Consider the following 16,538-nt stretch of genomic DNA (forward strand, 5'->3'; position numbering starts at 1 on the left):
AAGAAGGGCCGGCAATGCCGGCCCTTCAGGGGTGATCCGCAAGGGATCATGCTGCCGGGGAACCCGGCGAGCCGCAATTACATGTCAGTTGCGCGCTGAGCCGGATCGGAGGCGTAGGTGTCCTCGTTATATTCTGGCTGCGCTTCAAGCTGCTCGCGGGTGAAGTCGCTGTAGATCACGTAGTCGCCGTCTTCATTGGCAGCGAATTCGAGATTGTCCATGCCAACGGCAACGCGCTTCTGACCCAGGCCGAGGAAGCCACCAAAGTCGACAACCATGGCGTCGATCTTGCCGTCTTCGGTGAGCAGGATGTCACCAACTTCGGCGATGTCTTCGCCATCAGGGCCGATCACGGTGGCGCCTTCGAGGTTGTCAGCGGTCAGCGCTTCATAATCGACGCGCTCATAACCATCGCGGGGCATGGCGGCGGCAGCGCCGTCAGCTGGCTGCATGGCTGGGTCGGCAGGGGCCATGGCTGGGTCAGCTGGAGCCATTGCTGGATCGGCAGGGGCCATCGCTGGATTAGCTGGCGTCATGCCATCAGCGGTGTTCATGTTGTCGGCTGGCTTGTCGTCGTCAAAGGTGAAGTCGGGCGCGTTGTTGAGCTCGTCAGCCGTGGTTGGCAGAACCCAACGCTCGGTGTTGTCGGTGGCGACAGTGAACTCAAGCGAAGCGAAATCAACGGCAACCGACTTTTCGCCAATGCCCAGGAAACCGCCAACGCCGATCACAACAGCGGAGATCTTGCCGTCTTCGGTGAAGACCAGATCGGTGACATTGCCGATTTCTTCGGCATCATCGCCAGCGCTGGAATAGACGGGCTGATCGATCAGGCGGGTTGCCAGATTGTCGGTATCGACGCTGGTGTAACCGGTGGCCAGATCAAACGACTGGTACATTTCATCGTGATCGCCAGCTTCGGTGTGCATCTCGGTGCTCATGGCATCGCCCGTGGCGGGGGCCATTGCATCGGTGCCCATGGCAGGATCTGCGGGGGCTTCAGTGGTCGCAGGAGCCATTGCATCGGTAGCCGGTGCGGCTTCCTGAGCCATTGCGCCGGTCGACATCAGGGCAGCGAGGGCCGTGGTGGCCATAAGGGTGCGGATCATAGTAAGCTCCGTGTGTTCATTCTTGTGGTGAACGGGCCGTGCGGTGCAAAACTTGCAGGTGGCGCACCGTGCGGCCCTTGATGTCTCGACAACGCAGCCACTGCGCGAGACGTTCCGATAGAAATTTCGCCATTGGGCAAATTTTGCGTGGAACCACGTATCGAAAAGGCCGGCGCTCATAGTGAGGCCGGCCTTTTCGATGGCTTCTATCTTATCTGAGAGATGCGGGGTTGATCAGTCGATCAACTGGGCGGTGTCGCGATCATAGCTGCGCATGGCGCGGTGTGGCATGCCGCCATCCTGAAACTCGGGACCAAAGGCGGCAAAGCCCAGGCGCTCATAAAAGCCGAGCTTGTCGGACTGGGCGGTGAGGTAGAAGCGGTCCCGGCCCGCGGCGCGGGCGTGGTCCATCGCCGTGATGATCATCGCCTTGGCAATGCCCTGACCGCGAAAGGCCTGATGCACGGCGACGCGGCCGATCTTGATGTGCTCGGGCTTGTCGAGCAGGCGCAACGTGCCCACGACCTCGCCGGCGACGATGGCGACAAAATGGGTCGCCGTCAGGTCGTCGGCATCGTTTTCTTCTTCTTCGGGGACTTTCTGCTCCCAGACGAACACCTCGCGGCGAAGCGCGAAGGCGGCGTTGCACAGGGCAGAAAAGGGCGGCACGGTCAGGATGGTGGTGGTCATGGCCGCCAAGATAGCCGAGCGTGCCGCCTGCTGCCTAGTGGCCGCCCAGATGCCATTGGCGATGCACCAGCTGATGGATGAAGCTGAGCTTTTCAATAACCGGGGGCGTCAGCACAAAGGGATAGGCATCGGGATGACCCATGGCACGATTGAGATTGTTGAGCATGCTGGCCAGCGGCACCCAGTTGTCGACAATGGTCTGGGCGTCCGGGGCGGTATAGGGCACGAAGCCGGTCTGGATGGACAGATCGGCATCCTGGCCGTCGACCCGGGCGTGCACGCCAAAGGATGAGGCCATCTCGACGGTGTCCACGATGTGAAGATAGTGCGCGAAGGTTTCGGCAAAATCTTCCCAGGGATGGCAGGTGGCGTAGGCGCTGATGAAATTCTGCGACCAGCCCGCTGGCGCGCCATTGGCATAGTGGGCCTCAAGCGCCTCGCCGTAATCGAGCGTTTCGTCGCCAAACAGCCGGCGGAACTCGCCCAGTGGCGCGCGGCCATCGACCAGCAGATCCCAGTAATGGTGACCGATCTCGTGGCGGAAATGACCCAGCAGGGTACGGTAGGGCTCGCCCATTGAGGTGCGGCGCGCCTCGCGCTCGGCGTCGTCGGCCTCGATCAGCGCAATGGTGATGATGCCGTTGTCGTGGCCAGTCAGCACCCGCTCCTTGGCGACGGGGGTATCGGCCAGAAAACGGAAGGACAGGCCATGCTCGGGATTGCTGGCGCGGGTCTGCAGCGGCAGATCAAGACGCAGCAGGGAATAGAACAGGCGCTTCTTGGCGCGCTCGATGACCTGCCAGCGGGACAGGTTGAGCGGGTCGCTAATATCGGGGATGGTATCATTGTGCCGACAGGCTGCGCAGAAGGGATCGCCGCCGGGCGTGGCGCGGATCAACCAGTTGCAGGCGCTATGCTTGGCATTTTCGCAGAACACATAGGGTTCGTCGGGGAAGGTCGAGGAGGACCATGTATTGCCTTCCTGGACCAGTGAGACCAGCGCGTTCTTGTCCGAGCGGTAGCCCAGGGTATGGCCGCAGCGTCCGCAACTGGCGTTCTCGAAATAGACGGTGTTACCGCAGTGGTCGCAGGCAAAGAGTTTCATGAGGCAGGCCTTGGTATGTCACGGCAACAATGCGCAGAGGCTTTACATGTTCCGAACGCGCGATGTGGATATTTCGACGTTTTGGCCGCTATTGTGGGGCTGAGCCATTTGGCGGGTGAAGCGGGCAATGATAGGGCAATGGTGTTCGATCTGGAGAACTGGCTGTGAGCATTGAGTTTTTGATCACCACGCTGATCGTGGTCGTGTCGCCGGGTACCGGGGCGCTCTATACGATCGCGGCGGGACTGAGCCGGGGCGGCAAGGCGAGCGTGTGGGCGGCCTTTGGCTGCACGGTGGGGATCGTGCCGCACATGCTGGCGGCCATTACCGGGCTGGCAGCCATTCTGCACACCAGTGCGCTGGCCTTCGAGATCATCAAGTATCTCGGCGTGGCTTATCTGCTCTATATGGCCTGGGTGACGCTGCGTGATACCGGCTCGCTGAGCCTGGAAGCCGATGTGACCAACAAGTCGGTGGGCAAGGTGATCACCGAGGCCGTGCTGATCAATATTCTCAATCCAAAGCTGTCGATCTTCTTTTTCGCTTTCCTGCCGCAGTTCGTGCCTGCCAGCGCGCCCAATGCGCTGGGCCAGATGCTGGAGCTGAGCGGGGTGTTCATGGCCGTGAGCTTTGCCGTATTCGCGATCTATGGCCTGTTCGCCGCCGCGATCCGCGGACAGCTGATTACGCGGCCAGCGATCATGGTGTGGATGCGGCGCAGCTTTGCGGGCGCGTTCGTGCTGCTCAGCGCCCGGCTGGCGCTGATGGAGCGCTAGGCGCTGCGCTAATCCTCTTCGGTGATCGTGTAGTGCCGTGGCAGGCCCGCTGTGACCTGCGCCCATGCGGTATCCCTGGCTCGATCCTGGTGCGCCTCGAAGGCCGCGCGATCGACAAAGCACTCGGTGACCAGGAAATGGCCGGGCCGCGATGGCCTTTCGTTCACCTCAAACGCCGTGCAGCCGGGTTCGGCGCGTGTCAGCTCCATATGCAGGGGCAGGGCGGCCCCGACCTGCTCGCGGCGCTCTGGCGGCACTTCAAGATAGCCCTGAAGGCGCAGCTTACCCAGGCTCAGACGCTGCCGACGGTCTTGAGGCGAATGCGTGGGTGCACTTCGTTCTGGCTCATCACCACAGTCTGGGGACGGAAGCGCTCGACGATGGAGCGCACATGGGAGCGAATGCCCGGCGAGGTGATCAGTACGGGGATTTCACCGACCTGAGCAGCGCGCTCATAGGCGGACTGAACGGCACCAATGAACTGCTGCAGGCGCGACGGGGCCATGGCCAGATGGCGGTTCTCGCCTTCGCCCACCATGGCTTCGGCGAAGTCGCGTTCCCATTGCGGGCCCAGGGTGAGCAGCGGCAGATTGCCATCGGGGCCCAGATTGGCCGCGCAGAGCTGGCGCGCCAGACGGCTGCGGACGTGCTCGGCAATGGTCTGCACCGAACGGCCATTGCCGGCAATTTCGGCGACGCCTTCGAGGATGGTCGACAGATCGCGGATCGAGATGCGTTCGTTGAGCAGGGTTTGCAGCACGCGCTGCACGCCCGATACCGTAATCAGGCTGGGCACGATGTCCTCGACCAGCTTTTGCTGTTCCTTGGGCAGGCCGGACAGCAGGGACTGCACATTAGCGTAGCTGAGCAGGTCCGCCACATTGGTCTTGAGTACTTCGGTCAGATGGGTGGAAATGACCGTGGATGGATCGATGATGGACAGACCGCGCAGCTCGGCTTCGTCGCGTAGCGCCGGTTCGATCCAGGTTGCCGGCAGCCCAAAGGTCGGCTCGGTGGTGTGATGGCCGGGCAGATCGATCTGATTGCCATAGGGGTCCATGACCATGAGCTGGTTGGCAAAGATCTCGCCGGCGCCGGCTTCGACTTCCTTGATGCGCACTTTGTAGCTGTTGGGCTCAAGCTGCATGTTGTCCAGGATGCGGACGGGCGGCATGACAAAGCCAAGCTCGGTGGCCAGCTGGCGGCGCAGGGCCTTGATCTGTTCGGTAAGGCGGTCGGAGCCGTTCTCGTCTTCCTTGACCAGGCTGAGCAGGCCATAGCCGAGTTCGAGCTTGAGCTCGTCAATCTTGAGGCTGTCGGTAATGGGCTGTTCGTCAGCCTGCCCCTGGCCGCCGGGCAGGGCCGGGGCCTTGGTGGTGGCTTCCAGTTCGGCGTCGGCGATGCGCTCATCCTTGGCACGGGCCGAGCGCCAGGCGACATAGCCCACCGTGCCCGAGATCAGCAGGAAGGGCACGACTGGCATGCCTGGCAGGAAGGCCAGCAGGCCCATGACGGCCGAGGACATGCCCAGTGCGCGTGGATAGCCGGTGAACTGAGCCGACAGGGCCTTGTCGGCCGAACCGGTAACGCCGGACTTGGACACCAGGATACCGGCAGCGGTGGAGACGATCAGGGCAGGGATCTGGGAAACCAGACCGTCACCAATGGTGAGCAGGGTATAGACATTGCCCGCTTCGGAAACGGACAGGCCTTCCTGCATCATGCCGATGAAAATGCCGGCGATGACGTTGATGAAGGTGATGATCAGGCCGGCAATGGCATCGCCACGCACGAATTTGGAGGCACCGTCCATGTTACCGAAAAAGGCGCTTTCGCCTTCCAGCTCGGCGCGGCGCTTCTTGGCGGTGTCCTCGTCGATCAGGCCGGCGCTGAGATCGGCGTCGATGGCCATCTGCTTGCCGGGCATGGCGTCCAGGCTGAAGCGGGCGGCCACTTCGGCGATACGGCCCGAACCCTTGGTGATGACGATGAAGTTGACCAGTACCAGAATGGAAAACACCACCACGCCGATGACGAAATTGCCGCGCATGACGAAGTTGCCGAAGGCTTCGATGACGTGGCCAGCCGCCGCGGTGCCGGTATGGCCTTCGGCCAGGATCAGGCGTGTGGTGGCCAGGTTCAGGCCCAGGCGCAGCATGGTGGCGATCAGCAGAACCGTTGGAAACGATGAGAATTCCAGCGGCTTCTGAATGAACAGTGCCGTCATCAGGATCATTACCGAGAAGACGATCGAGATGGCCAGAAGGCCATCGAGCAAGACCGGCGGCATCGGCACGATGAGGATGACGATGAGGCCCATGACGCCTGTCGCCAGGGCGATATCGCCCGAGCGCAGCATGTCCACAATCGAGGCAGCCGATGGAATCTTGAACGGCGCTCGTGTGGGGCCTGTGGGCAGGTCGGTCATCTAGGTCCTAAGCGACTGAGCGCCGTTCACCGGGATCAGGCACCTTGGTACCTTCGTCGGCATATTGGTTGAGCTTGTTGCGCAGCGTGCGAATCGAGATGCCCAGAATATTGGCCGCATGCGTGCGGTTGCCCAGCGTGTGATCAAGGGTATCCAGTATCAAATCACGCTCGACATCGGCCACGGTGCGGCCGACCAGGGCCGCCGACATGGTCTGGGCCGTCTGGGCCAGCTGCGCTGATAGCGAGCTGGCCGCGGCGACTTCGTTCAAACCCATGCCATCCGGCAGCACAATGGCATCGGGACCGATGACATCGCCTGACGAGAGCAACACCGCGCGGTGCAACGTGTTTTCCAGCTCACGGACATTTCCCGGCCAGGGGGCCTTGAGCAGGGCAGCACGGGCGTCCGGGGACAGGACGCGCGGGGGCAGGCCATTGGCCTTGGCATATTTGTCGACAAAATGCTCGGACAGCGCAGCAATATCGCCGGGGCGATCGCGCAGGGCAGGGAGCTTGAGATTGACGACGTTAAGACGGAACAGCAGATCTTCGCGGAAGCTGCCCTCACGGACAGCATCGCTGAGATTGCGGTTGGATGTAGCCAGAATTCGGATATCGACGGGAACGGGCTTGGTGCCGCCGACGCGGTCGATCAGGCGTTCCTGAATGGCGCGCAGCAGCTTGGACTGCAGGCGTACGTCCATCTCGCTGATTTCGTCGAGCAGCAGGGTGCCGCCCGAGGCTTCCTCGAACTTGCCGATGCGGCGGGCGATGGCACCGGTGAACGAGCCCTTTTCATGGCCGAACAGCTCGGATTCCAGCAGCGCTTCGGGAATGGCCGCGCAGTTGATGGAAATGAAGGGCTTGTTGGCGCGCTTGGAGCGGGCGTGAACGTATTTGGCGATCACTTCCTTACCGGTGCCGCTCTCGCCGGTGATCAGGATCGAGGCATCGGAGCCGGCGATCTGGTCGGCCATCTTGACCACGCGTTCCATGGCCGGATCGCGGAACAGGAATTCGGCACTGTCGCGGGCCACGGCGGCGATAACGGCTGCAATCAGCTCGGCATCGGGCGGCAGGGGGATGTATTCCTTGGCGCCGGCGCGGATGGCGTTAACGGCGGCGGCGGCATTGGCCTCAACGCCGCAGGCGACCACGGGAATGGCAATGCGCTCAGCTTCGAGCCCGGCGATGAGCCCGGCAATATCCATGACCACATCGACCAGCAGGAGATCGGCACCGCGACCGGCGCGCAGGGCAGCCAGGGCGATTTCGACGGAGGGGGCGTGTGCCACCTTGGCACCGCCATTCATAGCCATCTTGGTGGCTTCGCTGAGCTGGCCTTCGAGGGCCCCGATGATGAGCAGACGCATCCTGAGTGCCTCCCTTATTGCGGCTTGATGATTTCGGTCATGGTGACGCCGAGCTTGGACTCGACCAGCACGATTTCGCCGCGTGCCACCAGCCGTTCATTGATGAAGATTTCGACGGCCTCGCCAACCTGGCGGTCCAGCTCGATCACGGTGCCGGTATCGAGCTTGAGCAGGTCCGAGACAGCCATCTTGGTGCGTCCCAATACGACCGAGATGCGGACGGGGACGTCAAAGACGGCTTCAAGATCTGCCGCGCTGCGTTCGACATAGGCCTCAGGCCCGTCTTCCTTGACACTGGCCAGCATCTCTTCGAAGTTGATGCCGCCGTCTTCGGTATCGGCGCCGGGTTCGTTATCAGAATCGCTCAATGGCCACTCTCCTGTGCAATGGTCTTGCCGGACTTGGCGGCGAGGTAGGCGGAAATTTTCTTGTCGATGTCCTTGGACACGGCGCCGATATCGCGGACCAGACCGCCATCGACCCATTCCAGCTTGCCGTCACCGACGCGCTGGTCGGGATCGCCCATGACCACCAGACGGCCTGAAAAGCCCGAGGTCTTCATGTGCTCGGTGGCGATGTCGCGAATGCCGTCGGCAATCGAGGGATGGCAGCGCACGACCAGATGCGGCACGCCGCCCAGGCTCTGCATGCATTCGGCAATCAGCGCATCGAGCTCGACAGTGGGGTAGCGGGCCAGAAGATGCAGGGCCAGCTTGCGCCCGACAGTGCTGGCCAGATCGATGGCTTCGCGCTGCGCCTGAGCGGTCGCATCGTCGAGGGCAGCGGCCATTTCGGCGCCATGGGTGGCCAGCATGCCCGCGGCAGACGCCAGGGTCTGGGCCGCCTGGGCAGTTGCCGAACGCTCGCCTTCGGCCAGTCCTTCGGCAAAAGCCTGTTCGCGCGCCTGGGCGACCAGCATGGCGACCATGTCTTCGGGCACGGTCGGCTTGGCTGGGGCGGCCTTGGTCTTCTGCCCCATATCGAGATCAAAATTGAAACGTGCGGGTTGTGCCACTTACGCCACCATCTGATCGTCGGCTTTGGTCTTCATGATCACGATGTCGCCCTTGGCAGCGAGATCCTTGGCCGTGGAGACCATGCGGCCCTGGGCTTCGTCGACATCCTTGAGGCGGACGGGGCCCATGACTTCCATGTCGTCCTTGAGCAGCTTGGCTGTGCGGCCGGACATGTTCTCGAAGAAGGTCTCCTTGATCGCGTCGTTGGCGCCCTTGAGCGCCATGGCGAGTTCCTTTTTGTCCATGCGGGCCAGCAGCGTCTGAATGGCGGAGGATTCAAGCTTGGCCAGATCCTCGAAGGTGAACATCAGCGCCTTGATGCGCTCGGCATCGTCGCGATTGTTCTCCTCGAGCGTGGTGATGAAGCGCGCTTCGGTCTGGCGATCGAAGGCGTTGAAGATTTCGGCCATCTGTTCGTGGCTGTCGCGGCGCTTGGAGTGGTTGAGCGTGGACATGAATTCGGTGCGCAGGGTGGACTCGATCTTTTCGAGGATTTCCTTTTGCACCGGGTCAAGGCCGAGCATGCGCTGGACGACGTCCATGGCCAGCTCTTCGGGCAGCACGGCGAGTACCTGGGAGGCGTGCTCGGTGGCAATCTTGGAGAGCACCACGGCGATGGTCTGGGGGTATTCGTTCTTGAGATAGGCGGCCAGCACGTCGGCCTGCACGTTGGACAGCTTTTCCCACATATTGCGGCCGGCGGGGCCGCGGATCTCTTCCATGATGGAATCGACCTTGTCCTGGCTGAGGAAGCTGAGCAGCAGGCGTTCGGTGGAATCGGTATTGCCCGAGAGCGAGCCGTTGGAGGACACCGCGGTCACAAACTCGACCATCAGGTCATCGAGCATTTCCTGGGTGATGGGGCCAAGGCGCACCATGGCACGGCTGAGCTGCTTGACCTCAAGCTCGTCGAGCTCGTCAAAGATGGGCTTGCCGTAATCGGGACCCAGCGCCAGCAACAGGGCTGCGGCCTTTTCGTCACCGGTCAGGACGCGGGTGGTGGTGGCGTCATTGACGACCAGCTGGCCCGGGGCCTTGGCGGCGTCGGGCTGCTGAGCGGGTTCACCTGATTGGGATACGAGGGCCATGATCGTTACGCTGCACTACCAAGCCAGTCGCGCACGATCAGTGCGGCCTGCTTGGGGTTTTCTTCAACGAGGTCGCCGACCATTTTGAGCGTCTGGAGCTGTGTTTCGCCCATCGACTTGGCGTTGGCGACCCATGCGGGGGTCTTGTCCTTGGGTTCGTCGGGCTCCTCGTTGATCACACGGCCATCGGGGCCCAGTGTACCAGCGTGGCCGACTTCAGCCGCTGATGGCAGCGACAAAGGCTTGGTTTCGGGTGTCAGCACCTTCTTGAGCAGCGGGCGCATCACGAAGAAGACCAGCGCCAGCGCGATGAGCAGGGTGACGGCCATTTCGGCGCCATTCATCAGGTCGTCGCGGGTGAAGTCGAGCAGGCCGCCGGAAGCATCGGTGCCCGGTGCTGCCAGCTCGGGCCGCTCGGCAAACTGCATATTGACCACTTCGACGCTGTCGCCGCGGGTCTCCGAATAGCCCACAGCAGAGCGCACCAGGGTCAGGATCTGAGTGACTTCCTCGGCGCTGCGGGGTGCGTAGGTGACGTTGCCATCTCCTTCGTCGGTATAGACGCCATCGACAACCACGGCGACCGAGAGGCGCTTGATCTGGCCTGCTTCGGTAACGGCGGTCTGGGTGGTCTTGGAGATTTCGTAATTGGTCACTTCCTCGGTGGAAGTGCCCTTTTCGGTAGCGGTGTTGCCGTTATTGCCGCTGGCGCCGGGCAGTTCATTGGCAACGGTGACCTGACCATCGGCGCCGCCCGAGAGGTTTTCGGTTTCACGGATCTGGCTGGAGCGGACGACCTGGGATTCGGGGTCGAAGGTTTCCTGGGTGGTGGTGGAGCGGTTGAAATCGATCTCGGCGCTGACTTCAACGCGAGCCCGACCGGCGCCAACCACATTGGCCAGCATGTCCTCGACGCGGGTGCGCATGCGGTTTTCGTAGCTGAGCGTGCGCTCGGCTGCCTGACCGGACAGGGCGCCTTCAGCGTCATCGCCCGAACCGGACGCCAGCAGATTGCCCTGATCATCGACGATGGCGACGTGGGTCGGGCTCATGCCCTCAATGGCCGAGGAGACCATGTGCTGAATGGCGCGAATTTCGCCCGAAGCCAGTTCGCCCCGCACCGAGAGCACGATGGAGGCCGTTGGGTCCTTGCGTTCGCGGCGGAACAGTTCGCGCTCGGGCAGCACCAGATGCACGCGGGCCGACTTGATGCGGGTCAGCGAGTTGATGGTGCGGGCCAGTTCGCCTTCAAGGGCACGGACATTGTTGATGTTCTGAACGAAGCTGGTGGCGCCCAGGGTCGACTGCTGATCGAAGATCTCATAGCCGACCTGACCGCGCTGGGGCAGGCCCGAGCCGGCCAGGGTCATGCGCAGCGTGGTGATCTGGTCGCGCGGCACCAGAATGGTATCGCCTTCGCCCCGCAGCTCGTAGGGCGTGTTCATCGTCTGCAGTTCGCTGATGATGGCCGAGGAGTCTTCCAGGCTCAGCCCGGTATAGAGTGGCGCCAGGTTCGGGGTCTGGGCCCGCATGATCAGAAAGGCAAAGAAGCCGAGCATGAGCACAGCGACCGTCGCCATAGCTGCCAGTCGCGGCAATCCTATGCGGTTCATCAACTGTGTGAAATTGTCCAAGCCGGCACTCGATTCAAACTGGGCTGATTCAAACGCAAATCTGCGCGGTGATCGCTGGGCAAAAATTACCTAGCTGGTGGTAAACAGAGTCTTAACGAATTGTTGCGGAATGCAATTTCCGGCAGAAAATGCCGAGCTAAGTGAATGAAAGGTTCTCTTCCATGCTCAAAATCCTGGGCCGAGTGACGTCAATCAACGTGCGCAAGGCGCTTTGGGCGCTCGATGAACTGGGTGTGCCCTATGAACGCGAAGACTGGGGACAACCCCTGCGCGACCCCCGCGTGCCCGAGTTTCTGGCGCTCAATCCCAATGGGCAGGTGCCGGTACTGATCGAGGATGATTTCGTGCTCTGGGAGAGCATCGCGATCATGGGTTACATCAATCAGGCCCATGGCAAGGGGGCGTTGCTGCCCGAAACGGCGCGTGAGCAGGCGCTGGTGATGCAGTGGGTGGAATGGCAAAATACCGAACTGGGTGCCCATTGGGGCTATCCGCTGCGGGCGATCATCCGCAAGGAACCGGGCTATGACAATGCTGACGCCCTGGCGAAAAGCATCGCGCTATGGGCCGGCAAGATGGCGATCATCGAGGCGCATCTGGCCAAGGGCGGGGCGTTTGTGGTGGGCGAGTGCTTTTCGCTGGCCGATATTGCCATCACGCTAGGATTGCATCGCTGGTTTGCCATCCCCTTTGAGCATGCGCCCATGCCGGCCGCGCAGGCCTATTATGAGCGCATGATGGAGCGGCCAGCGGCCAAGGCCTGGCTGGCTCCGCAGACGCCCTGAGGGGGCCGCACAACAGCAAAGCCCGCCCGGAGAACCGGGCGGGCTTTGAAAATCTGAGCTACGAGCCTTTCGGCTCAGCCTTCGCGGTAGTGCTGGATCCAGGTTGTCCGCAATCCAGCCAGTCCATGCTTGTCGATAGCCGCTTGCCAATTCAAGAATTCATCGACGCTAAGCGTGTAACGGTCGCATGCCTCTTCGAGGCTAAGCAAACCGCCGCGCACAGCAGCGACGACTTCGGCTTTACGGCGAATGACCCACCTCCGCGTATTAGCGGGGGGAAGATCTGCAATCGTGAGCGGACTTCCGTCCGGTCCGATAACGTACTTAACGCGAGGTCGCATCTGTACGGTCATTTTACTCTCTACTCAAACCTGACCATATGATGAGTAGACTAGGCCAACTGCCTTAAAATTCGACTAAGGGGAAACTTACAACTGGTTAAGGCCAGCCCCGAATTCCCCAAGCGCCGGTTCACTTTTTTCATGAATGCGAAAGGCCACCCGGAGGTGGCCTGACGGAAGGATCGGTGATGGGGGGGAACCACTTGCTAGCTGGTGGTTTCAGCCTGTTCCTGGTCGCCCACGGTGGTGGTCGAGGTCGGTGGCAGGCGCACGTCGGTCACGTCGGTGATGGCCACCTTGCGTGACCCAACGGTCAGGATTGGGACACTACCGGTGAAGTCCACGCCGGAGGCGATGCCGATCGAAGAGGTTGTTACGTCAACAGTGCGACCCTGAACGTTGCTGCCCTTGATGTCGATTGTGTAGATGCCATTGGGCTGGGTATTGCCGTCGCTGCCCATGCCATCCCAGCGGAAGGTGCCGGGGCCTGCATTGAGCGAGCCGGTTTCGGTGTACACCACGCTGCCGCCGGCATTCTTGATGGTGACGGTGGCGTTGGCGACCTGGGCTTCGGCATTATAGGACCAGAACACGGCTTCCTTGTCGGTCAGCTCGCCCGTCTTGCCGGTGGAGGTCACCTGTTTGCCAATATAGGAGACAGCATCGGACTTGGCGGTATTCTGACCGGCCAGCATCAGGGTCTCAAGGAACTCATTGGCCTTGAGCTGCTGCTCGACGCCGGAGAACTGCACCAATTGCTGGGTGAACTGGTTAGTGTCGAGCGGATCGAGTGGATTCTGGTTCTTGAGCTGTGTGGTCAAGATGTTGAGGAAGGTGTCGAAATTGTCCGCGATACCGGCGCGGGCTGTCGATGTACTTGATGTGCCGGTACCTGAAACGCCACTGACTGCCATGACATCTACTCCTTACGCGATGATGTTGACGCCGCTCGCCGTGAGGCTGCCGCGATAGAGGTTGACGGTTGGGGGCGGCGCTTCTTCGATATCGCCGGCGCCCATGCCGTTCAGACTGAATTTCTGGCCCTGATCGTCGCGACCCTGCTGCTGGCCGCCACTGAAGGGGTTCTGCTTGAGCGAGAATTCGAGATTGGTCTTGGCGCCATCGAGGCCCGCCTGCTGCAGCGCCTTTTCCAGTGCGCGCTGGTCGCGCTGCATCAGATCGAGCGTTTCGGATTTTTCTACCACCAGACGGGCATTGATCTGGCCGCCCTTGTCGATATCGAGCCGGACGTCGATGCGGCCCAGTTCAGGGGGGTCGAGCCGCATCTGAAAGCGCGTATTGCCCTCATTGACCTGACGGACCAGCTCGAACGCCAATTGGGGCAGGTTGAGCTGTTGCTGGCTGGTCTGATAGCCGGGCTGAACGGCGCGTGTTGCCACGGCGTCGATGCGCACGGCCTGCGGGGCCGCCTGGGTTGCTGCCTGCGCCTCGGCACGCTCCGCGTCGGTCGCTGCGGCAACGGGTGTTGCGGCAGGTGCCTTGGCGTCGATGGGCTTTTTGTCTTCGGCAGGCTTGTCGCCAGCGCGATCGCCGGTTTCGGCGTCGGACTGATTGCCGGTGGCGGCGGCCGTCAGCTTGATATCTGCCTCGGCGCCCTCGGTGGTTTCGCTGGTGGCGGCCGGCGCGGTGGTGCCGCTGGCGTCGGCCTTGCCGGTCAAGGTTGGTTCGGTGAGCTTGAGCGCAGGGGCCGCCAGAGACTGGGTGGCCGCGCTGGTTTCAAGCTTGGGCGCGGGGTTGACCAGCTTGGCCAGAGCCGCTTGCAGATCGGCATCGAAGCTGTCATCGGCCTGCAGGCCCATAGCCGCCAGATCATCGGCGCTGACCGCGCCGCTATTGAGTTGCTGCAACAGTGCAACGAGCTTCTCGCTGACCGACTTGACGATGGCGGACAGCTCGGCACTGGCCGCTGGTCCGACTTCGCCGGCCAGCATGGTCTGGGCCAGCGGTGCCAGCGCCTGGGTCAATTGCGCCGCTGCATTGCCGTCGCCATCCACGATGGCGGTGGTGAGCGCGGTCAGATCGTCCAGGCCGGCGGTGGCGGACAGATCGATATTGAATTTGGCGGAAAGCCCTTCGAGCGCTTCATTGATGTGGGTGAGCAGTTCCGGGTCGACGGTCTCGCCAGCGTCGATTGCCTGCTTGAGGTTGGCCAGGCTGTTCACCAGATCGGTGAGCAGGGCCTTGGCCTCATCGGTTGTTTCAATTGGCGCAGTAGCATCGATGACCGCGGCGACTGCCTCGGGGTCTTCACCGCCCGCCTGGGTGTCCTTGCCCCAGCCTATGCCCTTGATCAGGTCGGCCACTGCACTCAGGCTCAGCGTGGGCTTGGCGCCGCCGTCGGCCTTGGTATCGGCGGCTTTGTCGCCGCCACCGAGCATGGCCGCAAATGCGCCCATCACGCCGGGCTCGGTTTCAGCCGTACCCTGGGCGTTGAGCGCCTTGGTGGTCGTGATGCCGGCCGGGGCCTTGGATGTAACGGTCAGATGAGATGCCACGTGTTTGGGCTCGCAAAAAGAGACTAGTCCGCCCAGTTCAATGCAAGCGCCTTGCCAAGTCGGCATCTGGTCAGAAAACGCATGTGCAAGAATGGCTTAGCGCAAGCGCAGTGGGCCAGGGCGCTGCGCTTGATCGTCCCAAGGGGCAAATCTTGCCGGGCAATTGTTGCGACAGGGCCGGGAAACCGCTATCTAGCGCCTACCAAAATTTGGTCCGCTGGCCCTTGAACCCAACCGGATACAGGAAACAGATGAACTCGCTTGATATTGCCAAGCGCCCTGAAGACACGCGCGTTGTCGTCGCGATGTCGGGTGGCGTGGATTCCTCGGTCGTGGCGGGGCTATTGGCCCAGCAGGGCTATGACGTCGTCGGCGTCACACTGCAACTCTATGATCATGGCGAGGCTACCCATCGCAAAGGCGCGTGTTGCGCGGGGCAGGATATTCACGATGCGCGCCGCGTCGCTGCAGCACTGAACATTCCCCATTATGTGCTCGATTACGAAGAGCGCTTCAAAAAGAGCGTGATCGCGCCGTTTGCCAATGCCTATCAGCAGGGCGAAACGCCGGTGCCGTGCATTGCCTGCAACCAGTCGGTCAAGTTCGTGGACCTGATGGCGGTGGCCCAGGATCTGGGTGCCGATGTGCTGGCGACGGGGCATTATGTGCAGTCGCGGCTGGGCGAGGACGGGCGGCGGCAATTGTTCCGGCCGGTCGATGCCGAGCGCGACCAGACCTATTTCCTGTTCGCCACGACGCAGGACCAGCTGAATTATCTGCGCTTTCCGCTGGGCGGGATGAGCAAGGCGGCGGTGCGCGAAATGGCGCGCGAGATGGGGCTTGAGATTGCTGAAAAGCACGACAGCCAGGACATCTGCTTTGTGCCGCAGGGCAAATATGCCGACATTATCCGCAAGATGCATCCCGAGGCGGTGGCGACCGGCGAGATTGTGCATCTGGATGGCCGCGTGCTGGGCAGCCATGAGGGAATCGTCAATTACACGATCGGGCAGCGCAAGGGGCTGGGCATTGCAGCCGCCGAGCCGCTCTATGTGATCAAGCTCGACTACAAGACGCGTCAGGTGATTGTCGGGCCGCGTGAAGCGCTCAAGACCCATACAGTGCGGCTGCGCAACGTGAACTGGCTTGGCGGCACGCCGCTGGCCGAACTGAGCGCTGGCAATGGCGCGCCGGTCGAGGTCAAGATCCGCTCAACCACCGGCCCGCAATCGGCGGTGATCCAGAGCCGCGATGGCGAGGTGTTCGTGACGCTGGTGAGCGGCGAATATGGCGTGTCCCCCGGACAGGCCTGCGTGTTCTATGCCGATGACAGCGCCACGTCCGAAGTCTGGGGTGGCGGTTTTATCGCCGAGGCCGTGCCGCAGGTATTTGCGGCTGCCTGAGGATAATTATTCGGCTGGCGCCTCGGCTGAGGTGGCGGCCGCTTCAGCCCTGGCCTCATTGGCGGCTTCCTTGAGCTGCTGATAGGAGCTCAGCCCACCCATGGCGGTGGAAATGGCGATCAGCACCACCAGCACGCCCATGGCCAGCAGGAACAGGCGCGTGCGGTTGAGCTTGAACGGGCTGGGCTTGGGATCTGTCATGGCGATGGCTTCTCAAAAAATATCTGCATTGGACCCAAAGCTATTGGGGCGCAGCGGCGTCTTACCACTAG

The 16,538-nt window shown here is 62.0% G+C and carries 17 protein-coding genes; 3 read left to right on the top strand and 14 right to left on the bottom strand.

What is annotated here, in order from left to right:
* Positions 1 to 77: 77 nt before the first annotated feature.
* The 3 genes from KD146_RS01125 to KD146_RS01135 form a co-directional block, all read right to left on the bottom strand.
* Complete coding sequence (locus KD146_RS01125; protein WP_212656923.1) at positions 78 to 1,109, bottom strand: PRC-barrel domain-containing protein; 1,032 nt, start codon at positions 1,107 to 1,109, stop codon at positions 78 to 80.
* Positions 1,110 to 1,343: 234 nt separating this feature from the next.
* Positions 1,344 to 1,799 (bottom strand): GNAT family N-acetyltransferase, encoded by a 456-nt coding sequence (locus tag KD146_RS01130; protein WP_212656924.1) that lies wholly within the window; start codon positions 1,797 to 1,799, stop codon positions 1,344 to 1,346.
* A 34-nt stretch (positions 1,800 to 1,833) separates the two neighbouring features.
* On the bottom strand, positions 1,834 to 2,904 hold the full coding sequence (locus tag KD146_RS01135; RefSeq protein ID WP_212656925.1) for a zinc-binding metallopeptidase family protein: 1,071 nt from the start codon (positions 2,902 to 2,904) through the stop codon (positions 1,834 to 1,836).
* Between the two features lie 164 nt (positions 2,905 to 3,068).
* Here KD146_RS01135 and KD146_RS01140 point away from each other — a divergent pair, with 164 nt between their 5' ends.
* On the top strand, positions 3,069 to 3,680 hold the full coding sequence (locus tag KD146_RS01140) for a LysE family translocator (protein ID WP_212656926.1): 612 nt from the start codon (positions 3,069 to 3,071) through the stop codon (positions 3,678 to 3,680).
* 8 nt (positions 3,681 to 3,688) lie between these two features.
* Here KD146_RS01140 and KD146_RS01145 read toward each other — a convergent pair whose 3' ends face one another.
* The 7 genes from KD146_RS01145 to fliF are packed head-to-tail and all read right to left on the bottom strand — an operon-like array spanning position 3,689 to position 11,221.
* A complete protein-coding gene (locus KD146_RS01145) occupies positions 3,689 to 3,976 on the bottom strand; it encodes a putative quinol monooxygenase (RefSeq protein ID WP_345790804.1) in 288 nt (95 codons plus the stop codon).
* Positions 3,973 to 6,108 (bottom strand): flagellar biosynthesis protein FlhA, encoded by a 2,136-nt coding sequence (flhA, locus tag KD146_RS01150; RefSeq protein WP_212656927.1) that lies wholly within the window; start codon positions 6,106 to 6,108, stop codon positions 3,973 to 3,975. The genes KD146_RS01145 and flhA overlap by 4 nt, the downstream gene beginning before the upstream one ends.
* Positions 6,109 to 6,115: 7 nt before the next feature.
* Positions 6,116 to 7,483, bottom strand: a complete 1,368-nt coding sequence (gene flbD, locus KD146_RS01155) for a sigma-54-dependent transcriptional regulator FlbD (RefSeq protein ID WP_212656928.1) — start codon at positions 7,481 to 7,483, stop codon at positions 6,116 to 6,118.
* 14 nt (positions 7,484 to 7,497) lie between these two features.
* Positions 7,498 to 7,788, bottom strand: a complete 291-nt coding sequence (gene fliN / locus KD146_RS01160) for a flagellar motor switch protein FliN (RefSeq protein ID WP_212659058.1) — start codon at positions 7,786 to 7,788, stop codon at positions 7,498 to 7,500.
* A gap of 59 nt (positions 7,789 to 7,847) precedes the next feature.
* Complete coding sequence (locus KD146_RS01165) at positions 7,848 to 8,498, bottom strand: FliH/SctL family protein (RefSeq protein ID WP_212656929.1); 651 nt, start codon at positions 8,496 to 8,498, stop codon at positions 7,848 to 7,850.
* Positions 8,499 to 9,587 (bottom strand): flagellar motor switch protein FliG, encoded by a 1,089-nt coding sequence (gene fliG / locus KD146_RS01170; RefSeq protein ID WP_212656930.1) that lies wholly within the window; start codon positions 9,585 to 9,587, stop codon positions 8,499 to 8,501.
* A gap of 5 nt (positions 9,588 to 9,592) precedes the next feature.
* Positions 9,593 to 11,221 carry a flagellar basal-body MS-ring/collar protein FliF gene (gene fliF / locus KD146_RS01175; protein ID WP_212656931.1) on the bottom strand — a complete coding sequence of 543 codons (1,629 nt, stop codon included), beginning with the start codon at positions 11,219 to 11,221 and terminating at the stop codon, positions 9,593 to 9,595.
* A 161-nt stretch (positions 11,222 to 11,382) separates the two neighbouring features.
* Here fliF and KD146_RS01180 point away from each other — a divergent pair, with 161 nt between their 5' ends.
* Positions 11,383 to 12,006 carry a glutathione S-transferase family protein gene (locus KD146_RS01180; protein WP_212656932.1) on the top strand — a complete coding sequence of 208 codons (624 nt, stop codon included), beginning with the start codon at positions 11,383 to 11,385 and terminating at the stop codon, positions 12,004 to 12,006.
* Positions 12,007 to 12,080: 74 nt separating this feature from the next.
* Here the strand turns inward: KD146_RS01180 and sciP are convergent, their stop codons facing one another.
* The 3 genes from sciP to KD146_RS18425 form a co-directional block, all read right to left on the bottom strand.
* Entirely contained in the window at positions 12,081 to 12,359 is a 279-nt protein-coding gene (sciP, locus tag KD146_RS01185) for a CtrA inhibitor SciP (protein ID WP_035102845.1), read from the bottom strand.
* A 194-nt stretch (positions 12,360 to 12,553) separates the two neighbouring features.
* Complete coding sequence (locus KD146_RS01190; RefSeq protein ID WP_212656933.1) at positions 12,554 to 13,261, bottom strand: flagellar hook assembly protein FlgD; 708 nt, start codon at positions 13,259 to 13,261, stop codon at positions 12,554 to 12,556.
* 12 nt (positions 13,262 to 13,273) lie between these two features.
* On the bottom strand, positions 13,274 to 14,863 hold the full coding sequence (locus KD146_RS18425; RefSeq protein ID WP_212656934.1) for a flagellar hook-length control protein FliK: 1,590 nt from the start codon (positions 14,861 to 14,863) through the stop codon (positions 13,274 to 13,276).
* A 251-nt stretch (positions 14,864 to 15,114) separates the two neighbouring features.
* On the opposite strand from KD146_RS18425, the gene mnmA reads away from it, so the two are divergent.
* Positions 15,115 to 16,266, top strand: a complete 1,152-nt coding sequence (gene mnmA, locus KD146_RS01200) for a tRNA 2-thiouridine(34) synthase MnmA (protein WP_212656935.1) — start codon at positions 15,115 to 15,117, stop codon at positions 16,264 to 16,266.
* 6 nt (positions 16,267 to 16,272) lie between these two features.
* On the opposite strand, the gene KD146_RS01205 is transcribed toward mnmA, so the two are convergent.
* The gene (locus KD146_RS01205; protein WP_212656936.1) at positions 16,273 to 16,467 is read right to left on the bottom strand and encodes a hypothetical protein; all 195 of its coding nucleotides are present in this window, start codon (positions 16,465 to 16,467) and stop codon (positions 16,273 to 16,275) included.
* Positions 16,468 to 16,538 lie beyond the last annotated feature (71 nt).

This window comes from Devosia litorisediminis (genome assembly GCF_018334155.1).
Lineage (GTDB): Bacteria > Pseudomonadota > Alphaproteobacteria > Rhizobiales > Devosiaceae > Devosia > Devosia litorisediminis.

What these genes read in the sequence shown, in the direction of transcription:
- KD146_RS01130 (WP_212656924.1), bottom strand. Translation starts at nt 1,799, where the DNA reads ATGACCACCACCATCCTGACCGTGCCGCCCTTTTCTGCCCTGTGCAAC.
- KD146_RS01190 (WP_212656933.1), bottom strand. Translation starts at nt 13,261, where the DNA reads ATGGCAGTCAGTGGCGTTTCAGGTACCGGCACATCAAGTACATCGACA.
- fliN (WP_212659058.1), bottom strand. Translation starts at nt 7,788, where the DNA reads ATGCTGGCCAGTGTCAAGGAAGACGGGCCTGAGGCCTATGTCGAACGC.
- KD146_RS01205 (WP_212656936.1), bottom strand. Translation starts at nt 16,467, where the DNA reads ATGACAGATCCCAAGCCCAGCCCGTTCAAGCTCAACCGCACGCGCCTG.
- sciP (WP_035102845.1), bottom strand. Translation starts at nt 12,359, where the DNA reads ATGACCGTACAGATGCGACCTCGCGTTAAGTACGTTATCGGACCGGAC.
- flbD (WP_212656928.1), bottom strand. Translation starts at nt 7,483, where the DNA reads ATGCGTCTGCTCATCATCGGGGCCCTCGAAGGCCAGCTCAGCGAAGCC.
- KD146_RS01135 (WP_212656925.1), bottom strand. Translation starts at nt 2,904, where the DNA reads ATGAAACTCTTTGCCTGCGACCACTGCGGTAACACCGTCTATTTCGAG.
- fliG (WP_212656930.1), bottom strand. Translation starts at nt 9,587, where the DNA reads ATGGCCCTCGTATCCCAATCAGGTGAACCCGCTCAGCAGCCCGACGCC.
- mnmA (WP_212656935.1), top strand. Translation starts at nt 15,115, where the DNA reads ATGAACTCGCTTGATATTGCCAAGCGCCCTGAAGACACGCGCGTTGTC.
- flhA (WP_212656927.1), bottom strand. Translation starts at nt 6,108, where the DNA reads ATGACCGACCTGCCCACAGGCCCCACACGAGCGCCGTTCAAGATTCCA.
- KD146_RS01125 (WP_212656923.1), bottom strand. Translation starts at nt 1,109, where the DNA reads ATGATCCGCACCCTTATGGCCACCACGGCCCTCGCTGCCCTGATGTCG.
- KD146_RS01180 (WP_212656932.1), top strand. Translation starts at nt 11,383, where the DNA reads ATGCTCAAAATCCTGGGCCGAGTGACGTCAATCAACGTGCGCAAGGCG.